The 12,623-nt window shown below is 73.4% G+C and carries 12 protein-coding genes; 4 read left to right on the top strand and 8 right to left on the bottom strand.

Annotated elements, in window-relative coordinates:
• Positions 1–4 precede the first annotated feature (4 nt).
• The gene (locus ACFYY2_RS23580; protein ID WP_388745968.1) at positions 5–823 is read right to left on the bottom strand and encodes a serine hydrolase domain-containing protein; all 819 of its coding nucleotides are present in this window, start codon (positions 821–823) and stop codon (positions 5–7) included.
• A gap of 69 nt (positions 824–892) precedes the next feature.
• On the opposite strand from ACFYY2_RS23580, the gene ACFYY2_RS23575 reads away from it, so the two are divergent.
• Together ACFYY2_RS23575 and ACFYY2_RS23570 are read left to right on the top strand one after the other, a co-directional pair.
• Positions 893–1,348 carry a MerR family transcriptional regulator gene (locus ACFYY2_RS23575; RefSeq protein WP_388745966.1) on the top strand — a complete coding sequence of 152 codons (456 nt, stop codon included), beginning with the start codon at positions 893–895 and terminating at the stop codon, positions 1,346–1,348.
• 5 nt (positions 1,349–1,353) lie between these two features.
• Complete coding sequence (locus ACFYY2_RS23570; protein ID WP_388745964.1) at positions 1,354–2,370, top strand: aldo/keto reductase; 1,017 nt, start codon at positions 1,354–1,356, stop codon at positions 2,368–2,370.
• Positions 2,371–2,451: 81 nt separating this feature from the next.
• On the opposite strand, the gene ACFYY2_RS23565 is transcribed toward ACFYY2_RS23570, so the two are convergent.
• From ACFYY2_RS23565 to ACFYY2_RS23535, 7 genes are all read right to left on the bottom strand, one after another.
• Positions 2,452–3,645 carry an acyltransferase gene (locus ACFYY2_RS23565; protein WP_388746078.1) on the bottom strand — a complete coding sequence of 398 codons (1,194 nt, stop codon included), beginning with the start codon at positions 3,643–3,645 and terminating at the stop codon, positions 2,452–2,454.
• Positions 3,646–3,656: 11 nt separating this feature from the next.
• On the bottom strand, positions 3,657–4,700 hold the full coding sequence (locus tag ACFYY2_RS23560) for an alpha/beta hydrolase (RefSeq protein WP_388745962.1): 1,044 nt from the start codon (positions 4,698–4,700) through the stop codon (positions 3,657–3,659).
• Between the two features lie 167 nt (positions 4,701–4,867).
• Positions 4,868–5,548, bottom strand: a complete 681-nt coding sequence (locus ACFYY2_RS23555; RefSeq protein WP_388745960.1) for a response regulator — start codon at positions 5,546–5,548, stop codon at positions 4,868–4,870.
• On the bottom strand, positions 5,545–6,909 hold the full coding sequence (locus ACFYY2_RS23550; RefSeq protein WP_388745958.1) for a sensor histidine kinase: 1,365 nt from the start codon (positions 6,907–6,909) through the stop codon (positions 5,545–5,547). Before ACFYY2_RS23550 ends, ACFYY2_RS23555 begins: the two co-directional genes overlap by 4 nt.
• Before the next feature lie 143 nt (positions 6,910–7,052).
• A complete protein-coding gene (locus tag ACFYY2_RS23545; RefSeq protein WP_388745956.1) occupies positions 7,053–7,955 on the bottom strand; it encodes a DUF4429 domain-containing protein in 903 nt (300 codons plus the stop codon).
• Positions 7,956–8,052: 97 nt separating this feature from the next.
• On the bottom strand, positions 8,053–9,273 hold the full coding sequence (locus ACFYY2_RS23540) for an alpha/beta hydrolase (protein ID WP_388745954.1): 1,221 nt from the start codon (positions 9,271–9,273) through the stop codon (positions 8,053–8,055).
• 236 nt (positions 9,274–9,509) lie between these two features.
• The gene (locus tag ACFYY2_RS23535; protein ID WP_388745952.1) at positions 9,510–10,175 is read right to left on the bottom strand and encodes a TetR family transcriptional regulator; all 666 of its coding nucleotides are present in this window, start codon (positions 10,173–10,175) and stop codon (positions 9,510–9,512) included.
• Positions 10,176–10,416: 241 nt separating this feature from the next.
• Here ACFYY2_RS23535 and ACFYY2_RS23530 point away from each other — a divergent pair, with 241 nt between their 5' ends.
• Positions 10,417–11,901, top strand: coding sequence for an MFS transporter (locus ACFYY2_RS23530; RefSeq protein WP_388746076.1), 1,485 nt, complete (start codon positions 10,417–10,419; stop codon positions 11,899–11,901).
• Positions 11,902–12,109: 208 nt separating this feature from the next.
• Entirely contained in the window at positions 12,110–12,538 is a 429-nt protein-coding gene (locus tag ACFYY2_RS23525; protein ID WP_388745950.1) for a peptidase inhibitor family I36 protein, read from the top strand.
• Positions 12,539–12,623: the final 85 nt, after the last annotated feature.

Here is a 12,623-nt window from a genome sequence, read left to right as displayed (position 1 = left end):
CCCGTCAGCGGGAGGCGAGCTCCGCCAGCACCGCGTCGGTGAACTCCGGCCAGACCTCCGCGGCCCACGGCCCGAAGGCCCGGTCCGTCAGCGCGACGCATGCCGCGCCGGCCGCCGGGTCGATCCACAGGAAGGTGCCGGACTGGCCGAAGTGCCCGAAGGTGGCGGGGGAGGACGAGGACCCGGTCCAGTGCGGCGCCTTGGAGTCACGGATCTCGAAGCCCAGACCCCAGTCGTTGGGGTTGTGGTGGCCGTAGCCGGGGAGCACGCCCTTGAGACCGCGGTGGACGACGGTCTGTGCCGCCAGCACCGTGCGCGGGTCGAGGAGCCGCGGCGCCTGCACCTCCGCGGCGAAGCGCGCCAGGTCGTCCACGGTCGAGACGCCGTCCTTGGCGGGCGAGCCCTCCATCGTCGTGGCGGTCATGCCCAGCGGTTCCAGCACCGCCTGGCGCACGTACTCGGGGAACGGGATGTCCGTCGCCTTCGCGATGTGGTCGCCCAGAACCTCGAAGCCCGCGTTGGAGTAGAGGCGGCGCGTGCCGGGCGCCGCCGTGATCCGGTGCTCGTCGAAGGCGAGGCCGCTGGTGTGCGCGAGGAGGTGGCGCACCGTGGAGCCCTCGGGCCCGGCCGGCTCGTCCAGCTCGACGGCGCCCTCCTCGTACGCCACCAGCGCCGCGTACGCCGTGAGCGGCTTGCTGACCGAGGCCAGCGGGAAGCGGTGCGCGGTGGGACCGTGGGTGCCGGCCGTGGCGCCGTCGGCGGTGACGACAGCGGCGGCCGCGGTGGGTACGGGCCAGTTCTCGATCATCGCGAGGCTCTGCATGGGTACGAGCCTAAGGGCTGTCCCGGCCGCGCTTGCCTGGAGTGCACTCCAAGGTTCTAGCGTGGGGGCATGACGGTGATGGAGAGCACTTCCGCACGGACGGACACCTGCGCTTCCGCCCCCAGGGCGCATCCGCGTCCCGAGGGCCAGGACCGCTACACCATCAGCGAGGTCGTCGCCCTCAGCGGGCTCACCGCCCACACGCTGCGCTGGTACGAGCGGATCGGGCTGATGTCGCACGTCGACCGCTCGCACACCGGCCAGCGGCGCTTCACCAACCGCGACCTGGACTGGCTGGCCTTCGTCGGCAAGCTCAGGCTGACCGGAATGCCGGTCGCCGACATGGTCAGGTACGCGGAACTGGTCCGCGAGGGCGACCACACCTTCGCCGAGCGGCAGGAGCTGCTGGAGTCGACCCGGCGCGACGTACGGGCGCGCATCGCGGAACTCCAGGGCACCCTCGCCGTGCTCGACTTCAAGATCGACTTTTATGGCGGCGCCCGCACGGCGTCGGAAGGGGTCTGAACGACATGAGTGACACCGGAAGGATCGCGACCGCGGAGCTCGGTGCCGGAGGCCCGCGGGTCGGCGTGCAGGGCCTCGGCTGCATGGGGATCAGCGAGTTCTACGGCGACACCGACGAGGCGGCGGCCCGGGACACCCTGGAGGCCGCGCTGGAAGCGGGCGTCACCCTGTTCGACACCGCGGACGTCTACGGCCGCGGCGCCAACGAGACGTTCCTCGCGCCGTTCGTCGCCGCGCACCGCGACGAGATCACGCTGGCCACGAAGTTCGCCATCGAGCGGACCGACGACCCGCACTACCGCGGGGTACGCAACGACCCGGCGTACATCCGTCGGGCCGTCGAGGCGAGCCTGCGCCGGCTGGGCACCGATGTCATCGACCTGTACTACATGCACCGCCGCGACCCGCTCGTGCCGTTCGCCGAATCGGTCGGCGCGATGGCCGAACTGGTGCGGGAGGGCAAGGTCGGGCAGCTGGGGCTGAGCGAGGTGACCGGGGCGGAGCTGCGCGAGGCGCACGCGGTGCACCCGATCGCCGCCCTGCAGTCCGAGTGGTCGCTCTTCAGCCGGGACGTCGAGCGGAGCGCCGTCCCGGCGGCCGCCGAGCTGGGGGTGACCCTCGTGCCGTACTCCCCGCTCGGGCGGGGATTCCTGACCGGGGCGTTCGCGGACGCGGGCAAGGAGCTGAGCGAGGGCGACTTCCGCAAGCACCAGCCCCGCTTCACCGGCGAGAACGCGAAGACCAACGCGGCCCTGCTGGAGCCGGTGCGCAAGATCGCGGCAGCGCACGGCGCGACGGCCGCGCAGGTCGCCCTGGCCTGGGTGCAGCAGCGGGCCGACGTGCACGGCCTGTCCGTCGTGCCGATCCCGGGCACGCGCAAGCGCAGCCGCCTGCTGGAGAACGCCGGGGCGACCAGGCTGAGGCTGACCGAGCTGGAACTCCAGGCGCTGGAGCCCCTCGCGGGGCAGGTGGCGGGCGACCGGTACCCGGACATGAGCAGCACGGCGACCGCGCGCGAGTAGCCGGCCCGGCGCCCTCCGGCCCGGCGCCCTCCGGCCCCGCGGCCGAGGGCCTCGGGCGATCGGGGTCCGGGCCGGGGCGCCTCAGGCCAGGCGCAGGGCGAACACCGCGAAGCCCGCCGCGAGCAGCCCGGCCGCGGCCCGGCGGACCCTTCCCGCACGGCCTCCCGGCTCCCGGGGCTCCTCGAACCGGCGGGCGTACCGCGCGATCAGCACCAGCAGAGCGGCGAACACCGGCATCCACGCCACTCGCGCCGCGATCCAGGCGGCCGAGTCCGGGGTCGTCGTCAGACCCGGCACCACTCCGGCGAACGACGCCGGGACCGCGGTGGCCAGCAGCGCCGTCTGGTGCCAGCACAGGATCGTCATGGCCGACAGGTTGGTCACCACCACGGGGGCCCACAGGGCGGGGCGGCGCAGCGCCCGGCCGATCCGGCCGTGCAGCAGGACCGCCGCACCGCCCTGCGCCGAAGCCAGTGCGAGGACCAGCAGCGACGGCGGATGGGAGTTGGTCCGCGCCTCGCCCGGTACGCCGACCATCGACGCCGGGTAGTGCAGGCCGAGCAGCAGCAGGGCGAACAGGGCGGTGCCACCGGCGAGCAGGAGCCGTGCAGCGTGCCGGGAGAGGCGGCCCTGCCCCCAGCAGACACCGAGCTGGTAGGCGAAGAGCCAGCCGGGCAGGATGTTCAGCAGCCCGGTCCAGGACGGCACGGCGTCCGCGTACGGCCCGTAGCGCAGGAAGTCGACCACGGCGACCGAACCGATCAGCGGGGCCGCCGCCCAGCCTCCGCACCTCCGCGCCAGACGCACGCAGCAGGGCGTGAGCGCCGTGACCACCGCGTACACCCCGACGAACCAGAGCGGCTGGATCACCAGCTTCGCCCCCGTGCGCAGGGTGGCCTCCGGCACGCCGGCGGTGTACAGCACCGGGATCATCAGCGCCCACACGGCCGTCACCCCGAGCACCGGCCTGCCCAGCCGGACCATCCGGCCGCGCAGCCACGCTCCGGCGGTGGACGGCCTGCGGTGGTAGGAGAGGACGGAGGCGTAGCCGCCGACCAGGAAGAAGACGCCCAGCGTCTGGAGCACCCAGCTCACGGGCGCGAACCCCGCGAACGAGGACAGCGGACTGGCGTTGTGCAGGGCGCCGTCGCCGTCCCGGGTGAATCCTCCGAGTAGCCAGTGACCCGCGGGCACGGCCGTCAGCGCGAGGGCCCGCAGACCGTCGACCGCGCGGTCGCGGTGCGCCGGGGTGGCCCCGTCGATCCGCGAGACCATCCCCCGCACGCTCACCGGGAGCTCCCCTCGGCGATGGCGGCGAAGGCGCGGAGCGAGTCCGTGCCGGGAGCGAAGTACCCGGTGTGGCCCTTCGCGTCCTCGGCGGGCACCCGGCGGGCCCCGAACGCCTCGCCGACGGGATCGGCGCCGTGCCCCAGACCCGCCACCCGGACATGCGGCACGTCGTCGATCCAGTCGGTGTCGTCCTTGGCGGCCCAGACGCGCGCCCCGGTGTGCAGACCGGCCACGTCGTCGGCGCGCATCCCGGGGGAGCCGAGCACCACCAGATCGGTGGCGCCGAGCCGCGGGGCCGCGAGCCCGCACACCACCGAGCCGTAGCTGTGGCAGAACACGACGGGCGAGGGCAGGCCGTCGGCCGCCAGCCCCTCGGTGAACCGGGTCAGCCGTCCGGCACCGGCCTCGGCCAGCCCGCCGGTCGCCGCGTCCAGGCCGAGTCCGACCGGGGTGGTGTAACCCGCCCAGGCGATCACCGCGCTGCCCGGACCCGTCTCGGCGTACAGCGACTTCGCCATGCCCGCCGGGGTGCCGTACACGTCGTTCTTCCGGTCGAAGGTCCCCGCGTCGATGTCCGACCCGGGTACGACGACGGACACGTGCCTCGCGGAGCGGAGGTCCCCGAACACCTCCGCGACCTGGCCGCGCCCTCGGGGATCGAACGCGAGGATCCGCCGGCCGGGCGCGGCGAGACGGGCGAGCCGTGGGTCGGGGGAGGCCCCCAGCGCACGGGCGTTGGCGCGGTAGCGCAGCTCCAGCGGCACCCCGTCGAGATTGCCGACGACCAACGGGTGCCGCTCCGTCAGGAGATGCTGCTCCCGCACACTCAACCCGGCGAAGAACAGCGCCACTTGCGCCGGTGTCGCGTCCCCGGGGTCGGGCAGCTCCCGCCCCAGCGACCCGTCGGCACGCCATGCGGCGCTGCCGGGCGGCGGCCCCGTGACCGCCCGCTGGGCGGTTCCGGACGCCCATCCCGCCGTCCCCGCCACCACTGCGGCCGCCAGCGCGACCGTGGTCAGCGTCCTCGCGAACCGTCGCATCGTGCCCTCCCCCTCCGGTGTGAGCACACCGGTCGGCGTGCCGGAGAGGAAGGTAGGAGGGCGACGGGTGACAGGGCGTCACCCCGGGGAGCCAACTGTGCGGTGATACCGGGGTAGGGGGCGTACGGGGGGAGACCCCCACCACCGCGCGGGGGAGTGGCCCCCGGCTACCGCTCGCCCGGGGCCACCAGCCCCGACTCGTACGCGAAGATCACCGCCTGCGCCCGGTCCCGGAGGCCGAGCTTGGCCAGCACCCGGCCGATGTGCGACTTCACGGTCTGCTCGGCCAGCACCAGCCGCGCCGCGATCTCCTGGTTCGACAGGCCCCGGGCGATCAGCTCCAGGACCTCCCTCTCCCGGGGTGTCAGGCCGTTCAGCCGCAGCGCGGGGCCGCCGGCCGCCACCGCCGGGCGCTGCCGCGCGAAGTCCGCGATGAGCCGCCGGGTCACGGACGGCGCGAGGAGCGCGTCGCCCGCCGCCACCACGCGCACCGCCGAGATCAGGTCCGCCGGCGGGGCGTCCTTCAGCAGGAAGCCCGAGGCTCCGGCGCGCAGCGCCTCGTAGACGTAGTCGTCGACGTCGAACGTGGTGAGCATGAGGACCTTCGGCCGGTGGATCACCCCGGCGGGCGGGCTCAACAGCTCGCGGGCCGCGGCCAGTCCGTCCATCTCCGGCATCCGGACGTCCATCAGCACCACGTCGGGACGCGTGGTCCTGCCGACCTCCACGCCCCGTCGCCCGTCCGGGGCCTCGCCCACCACGTCGATGTCGGCCTGGGCGGCCAGCAGGGCGGCGAAACCCGCCCGCACCATGGCCTGGTCGTCGACGATGATCACGCGGATGCTCACAGGTCCTCCGGGGTCGGTGCCGCCGAGGGCGGCCGGGACGGCGGCAGCGGGAGCCGGACGGCCACCCGGAAACCCCCGTCCGGCAGCGGGCCGGTGTCGAGGCTGCCGCCGGTCAACCGTACGCGTTCGCGCATGCCCACCAGCCCGTGTCCCGTCCCCGACGCCTCCAGGGGCGAACCCGGCCCCTGTGCGGGGCCGTTGACCACCAGCACCGTCAGGTGGCCGTCCCGCGCCGTGACCGACACCCGGGTCCGCGCACCCGGGGCGTGCCGCACCACGTTGGCCAGCGCTTCCTGCACGATGCGGTACGCCGACAGATCCACGGCCTGCGGCACCTCGCCCCGCTCCACCGCCTCCCGCACCCGAGCGGCGAGCGACAGCTCGGCCGGGAGCCCCGTGCGTACCGTCGCCTCCACCAGCTGCTGCACCCGGTCGAGCCCCGGCTGCGGGGCAAGCTCACCCCGGCTGCCGTCGCTGCGCAGCACCGACAGCAGCCGCCGCATCTCGGCCAGGGACTCCCGGGCGCCGGCCGCGATCGACGCGAACTCGGCACGCGCCTCGTCGGAGAGCCCGGCGACCCGGTACGGCGCCGAATCGGCCTGCACCGTGATCACCGACATGTGGTGCGCGACCACGTCGTGGAGCTCACGGGCGATCCGGGTGCGCTCCTCCAGCAGGGTGCGCTGCGCGCGCTCGGCCTCGCTGATGACCTCCTGCTCCACGAGCCTGCGCTGGGCGTCGCTCCGCTCGCGCACCGCCGCGCCGATGACCAGCACGACCCCGCCGAGGACGAGGAGCAGCAGTGCGCCGCCGTCGCTGCGGGCGGGCGCGGACAGGTGCAGCAGCAGCCCCGCCAGTGCCGTCACCAGCCAGACGCCGATCACCGTGGGCCGGCGCTCGCGCAGCCCGAGGGCCAGCAGCACGAACAGGTATCCGATCAGCGTCGGCGGGGGCCACGGCCAGATGACACCCGGGTCACGGGGCTGTCCCAGCAGTACCAGGGCACCCACGACATCGGCGGTGAAGACGATCCACCAGGCCTGCAGCGGGCGGTGCGCCAGCATCAGCAGGGGTGCGGCCTGCCCGACCGCCAGCGCCCCGGCGACCCCGCCGCCCACGTGGTAGTCGTTGGCCAGCACCTGGATCGTGACGGGGATGAACACGGCCGCGAGGGCGGTCACCACCGCGTACGGCAGCAGGCGCAGCCAGCGGCTCGGTGAGTCCGCGAACGGCGGCACCGGTGGACGGGAGGCGTGGGACAGCCCGTGGGCGAGCTCGCGCAGATGACGGAGGGCCGCGCTCGGCGGAGCGCCTGCGGGGGGCTGGGGCTGGGGCGTCGGCCCGGGGGGAGACGTGGTCATGATCCGGTCAGGGTAGGCGCGGAGCACCATGGCCGGCGTCCTGCCCCGGGCCCGTTCCACGGGCTCCGGCACCCCTACCTGAGTAGGGGTTCCGGGGCCCGGAGCCGGGGTGCCGGCGCTACCGGGCGGCCGACGGCGCCCGTCTACAGCTCGGCGAGCAGTTCCGTCTTCTTCGCGGTGTACTCGGCATCCGTGACCAGACCCGCCCGGTGGAGGTCGCCGAGGTGGCGTATGCGCTCCGCGATGTCCGCCGGGTCGCGCCGGCCGCCCACGGGCACGGGCGCCGTCGCGACCGGCACCGACTGGGTCCGGCGGACCGACTCGAGGACCGCCGCGGCGAACGGCAGCGACTCGTGGACCTGCCCGTACCCCAGGCCGAACACCACCGAGGCGGGGTCCTGGTCCGGCTGCACGCGCGGCGCGGCCGGGTGCGGTGCCTCGTCGGCCCCGGAGGTGCCCGCGTCGGTGCCGCGCGGCAGCAGCCGGAGATACCCCTCGAACGCCTCGGGGGAGCGCCACTCGATCCCGCCCAGGTCCGCCACCGGGAACGTCTGGTCGCCGGCCTTCCACTTGGCGCTGGACGCGCCCGTCCAGTACCAGCGGAAGGAGACCAGGGTCCCGTCGAAGCCCGCCCGGCCGTCGTACGCCTTGAAGTGCATCGGCGCCTCGGGGGCCGACACCATGAAGCGCTCCGCGGGCCGGGACGCCTCGGGGCCCAGCAGGGCCCGCAGTTCGTCGGCGTAGTAGTCGGCCAGCGTCTCCCGCTCGGCGGGCAGCACCAGGCGGTAGGGGTCGCAGGCCTCCTTGAGCTGCCCGGCCGCGGCCTCCAGCAGCGGATCGGCACCCGGTCTCGGCACCGCGTGCAGGACCACCGTGCTCCGCTTGCCGGGGGTCAGCGTCACCGACGACAGCGCCGCGTACGGAATGCGGCGCTCACGCAGGCTCTGCAGGAGCCTCGGCGTGCGGATCCCCCGTTCGAAGCGGATGAGCAAGGAGTCCGTGTCGAACTCCCAGGTGGCATGAATTCCGGCCAGCACATCACCCATGTGCCTCATCGTATGTGGCACGGCCTCGCACGTCCCCCCTCTGTACAGGCGAAATCGGGCAGGCCGTTCGCCGTCGTCACGCGCGTCGCACGAGTTTCTACGCGCGTCGGCCGTCCGCGTCGCCGGAGATTTCCCGGTGGCACGCCTGATCGCTGCGCGCACAACTGACGGAGTCGTAGGCGCCCACGCCGATCGCGGCGAAGTTGTCGAGACTCTCCGTGCCCGGCTCGAAGTAGCCGCTGTGCCCGACCGCGCCGTTCGCGGACACGATCCGCGCGCCGAAGTCCGGATCGACCGGATCGGCACCGTGCCCCAGTCCGCCGACCTCCAGATTGGGCACGTCGGCGATCCAGTCACCGCTGTCCCGCATCGCCCAGACCCTCGCCCGGGTGTGGAGCGCGGCCGCGTTGTCCGCGCGCATCCCCGGGCTTCCCGCGACCGCGATGTCGGACACCCTGGACGGCAGGTGACGGGCGGCCACCCCGCACACCACGGAACCGTAGCTGTGGCAGACCAGCGTCACGTCCGAGAGCCCCGGCAGCCCGCTCACCAGCGCGTTCAGCCGCTCGGCACCCTCCTTGGCGAGTCCTCCCAGCACCGCGTCCATGCCGATGCCGGCAGGTGCCGTGTAGTCCGCCCATGCGATGACCGCCGTACGGGAACCGGGGCGCGCCGAGCGCTCCGCGCCGTACAGCGACCGCGCCATGCCGACGGGCGCCGCGTTGGTCTTGGGGCCGGTGCGCTCCAGGGTCAGCAGATTCGTGTCGACCCCCGGCACCACGACCGAGACCCGGTCGGCGCGGTCCAGGTCGCCGAAGACCTCGGCCGCCCGGCCGCGCCCCGAGGGGTCGAAGGCCAGGATCTGGCGGTCCCCCGCGAGGAGGGAACGGAAGCGTTCCAGCCGGAGCACGGCCTGCCGGCGTCCGTCCGGCGAGAGCCGCACGTCCTTCGCGCGCTGCTGCTCCGCCGTCTCCGCGTCCGCAAGCGCGTGCCGGTTGGCCCGGTAGCGCAGGTCGGCCGGCGCGCCGTTCAGGTTCCCCACCACGAGCGGGTACTTGTCGGCCAGGGCCACCTGCTGGCCCGCCGTGAGTGTCGCGAAGAAGTGGGCCAGCCGGTAGGCGGGGGCCTCGGGGTCCGGCAGCGCGTGACCGGCTATGCGGTCCTTCGCCCAGGAGGCGAGGGCGATCTCGCGCGGCGCGGCTGTGTGCTGGTGACGCACGGCGGTCCATCCGGTGGTCGCCAGCATCACGAACACGACCGCGATGGCGAGCAGCGCGCGCCATGCGGTGAGCGTGGGGGAGGAGTCGAAGGAAGTCACTGGGCACCACCCTAGGAGACGCGCACGCGAGGTCGTCGCAGGGGTGACACGGATCACTCACGCGAGGGGAATCGACCTCTCCTCTCTCACGCTCCGTGCGCACCTGGCGCACACTCAGACGCGCCCGGCGATTCACTGATGCCCGAAATGCCGGATATGTTCCACGGGTTGTGAGTTCGGCCATGTCGTCGACATGAGGCGTCCGGCACATGTGCGCGGCGCGGGTGAGTGCGGGCCTACGGGGTACGCCACTTCTCGGAGAGCGCAGGTCCGAGGTGATCCAGGTGGAGTTCGGTCAGCTCCCTGAGCGCCTCCAGGTCGCCGTCCCGCCTGCCGCTCCACAGCTGGCCGGTCAGGCGCATCACCCCGGCGAACACCGCGACCGCGACCCGGGGGCGCGGATCGGCCTCCGGGTCCAGGCCCTCACGCTCCGCGATCACGAGGGTGGCCTGCCGTTCCAGCCCGACGCTCCGCCGCATGTGGGCGGCGAGCAGTGCGGGCGTCGATTCGATCATCCGGTAGGTGCGGATCCGGAGTTCGGCCGCTTCGTCGCTTCCGACCGCTTCGGGGACGGTGTTCCAGGCGATCAGGATCGAGCGGCGCATTGCCTCGAAAGGGGTCTCCGCCGCGGGCCGTTGACGGAGTTCGACGAGGAAGCGTGCCTCGATCGCGTCCTGCACGGCGAAGGCGGCCGCCTCCTTGTTCGCGAAGTAGCGGAAGAAGGTGCGCTGGGAGACCTCGACCGCGTCGGCGATCTCGTCGACGGTGGTCCTGTCGTACCCCTGGGCGGCGAAGAGCCTGAGGGCGGCCCGCAGCAGGGCTTCGCGGGTGCGCCGCTTCTTGCGCTCGCGCAAACCGGCCGGAGCCCCGGGGGCGGGGCCCGGCGTCTGCCTGCGTGTCACGTACTGGACCCCTTTCCACTGCTTCGCGCAGATCAGCCTACCTGTGAGCTACATGACGGTTACTGTCATGTGAATTGGTTTGTCGACTGTCAGTGGCTGACATAATCTCCCGCGTATGACTAGTCAGACCACAGTCGAGAAGGCGCCCCGGGAGCCTCAGGACACCCTTCTCCCCGCATCGGCGAAAGGGCTGCGCGGTCACCCCTGGCTGACGCTCTTCGCCGTCGCCATCGGCGTGACGATGGTGGCGCTGGACGGCACGATCGTCGCCATCGCCAACCCCGTCATCCAGCAGGACCTGGGCGCCTCGCTCGCCGACGTCCAGTGGATCACCAACGGCTACATGCTCGCCCTCGCGGTCTCGCTGATCGCCGCGGGAAAGCTCGGTGACCGCTTCGGCCACCGCCAGACGTTCCTGCTGGGCGTCGTCGGCTTCGCCGCGTCGTCGGCGGCCATCGGCTTCTCCGGCAGCGTCTCCCTGGTGATCGGCTTCCGGATCCTGCAGGGCCTGTGCGGTGCGCTGCTCATGCCGGCGGCGCTCGGCCTCCTGAGGGTGGCCTTCCCGGCCGAGAAGCTGAACATGGCCATCGGTATCTGGAGCATGGTGATCGGCGCCTCGACCGCGGGCGGGCCGATCCTCGGCGGCGTCCTCGTGGAGCACGTCAGCTGGCAGTCCGTGTTCTTCATCAACGTGCCGGTGGGCGTGATCGCGCTCGTGCTCGGTTTCGTGGTCCTCAGGGACCACCGCGCGGACAACGCGCCCAGGTCGTTCGACATCGGCGGCATCGTCCTGCTGTCCGGGGCGATGTTCTGTCTGATCTGGCCGCTCATCAAGGGCTCCGAGTGGGGCTGGGGCGACCCGGCGACCCTCGCGTTCCTGGGTGCGTCCCTCGTCCTGTTCGCCGCGTTCGGGTTCGCGCAGAACAAGGTGCGCGAGCCCCTGGTCCCGCTGGCCATGTTCCGCTCCGTGCAGCTGTCGGCCGGTGTGGTCCTGATGGTGCTGATGGCCTTCGCCTTCCTCGGCGGACTGTTCTTCGTCACCTTCTACCTGCAGAACGTCCACGGCCTGAGCCCGATCGACAGCGGTCTGCACCTGCTGCCGCTGACCGGGATCCTGATCGTCGCGTCGCCGCTCGCCGGCGCCGCGATCACCCGGTTCGGCCCCCGTCTGCCGCTGGTCGGCGGAATGGTCGCCGTCGCCGTCGCCATGTTCGGCATGTCGCAACTGACCGTGGGCACGGGCACGCTGACCATGTCGCTCTGGTTCGCCCTGCTCGGCATCGGTCTCGCACCGGTCATGGTCGGGGCCACCGAGGTCATCGTGGGCAACGCGCCGATGGAGCTCTCCGGTGTCGCGGGCGGGCTCCAGCAGGCGGCCATGCAGGTCGGCGGCAGCCTCGGCACCGCCGTGCTGGGCGCCGTGATGGCCTCCCGGGTCGACGCGACGCTGGGCGACAACTGGAAGGCCGCGGACCTGCCGCCGGTCGCCGCGGGGCAGCTGGACCAGGCGTCCGACGCCGTCAAGGTCGGCATGCCGCCGGTCGCCCCGGGCACCCCGCCGGAGATCGCGGCGAGGATCGCGGACGTCGCCCATGACACGTTCGTGTCCGGAATGAGTGCCGCCTTCATGGTCGGGGGCATCGTCGCCGTCGTCGCGGCGCTGGTCGCGACCCTCACCAAGCGCGGCGCGAACGCCGAGGCAGGCGTGGGCGCAGGCCACATCTGACGCCGTGTCCCCCGGCCGGCGGACGCCGGACCGGCCACGCCCCCCGGCGTCAACCCAGCGCATCCGACAGCCCCGCCGGAAGGTTCCGGCGGGGCTGTCGCCTATCAGGGTGGTCCGCGACCCCGCCCCTTCCCGGGCCGCCTCCCCGCAGGTCAGAGTGCGGACATGCGAGCCGTCCGGCCCGCACGACCACGGGGGTTGATCCACCATGCGCACGACCGTTCTCGCCGCCACCCTGGCGGCCACCGCGCTCGTCCCGGCCACGGCCCTGGCCTCGGGCGCCGCGCCCGCCGTCCACCACGCACCCGCGGGGCACGAGCGCTCCCGCAGCGCCCCGCAGGCCGCGCCCGCGGGGCTCGCACCCTGCGGTGCGGGCCGGCTCTGCCTCTGGACACGGCCGGGCTTCTCGGGAGCCACCCAGACCTACGAGCTGTCCACCGTCGGCATCGAGAGCTGTGTCCCGCTCCCGGCCGGCCGTCACGCCCAGGCGCTCGTCAACCGCACCGGACGTCCCGTCACGACCTATCAGTCCCAGGAGTGCGAGGAGACCGGGGAGTTCGAGACGTACCCGGGCAGCGGCACCTGGGTGCCCCGGTCGCCGTACACGGTCAGGGCGTTCAAGATCTGGGAGAACTGACCCCGCCGCAGGAGGGGGTGGGGCGCGGCCCGGGAACGCCGGAGGGCGGCGGGGCCGTCAAGCCCCGCCGCCCTCCGGTACCCGC

This window comes from Streptomyces sp. NPDC001822 (assembly GCF_042892135.1).
Lineage (GTDB): Bacteria > Actinomycetota > Actinomycetes > Streptomycetales > Streptomycetaceae > Streptomyces.
This window is presented reverse-complemented; position numbering and strand designations above follow the sequence as displayed.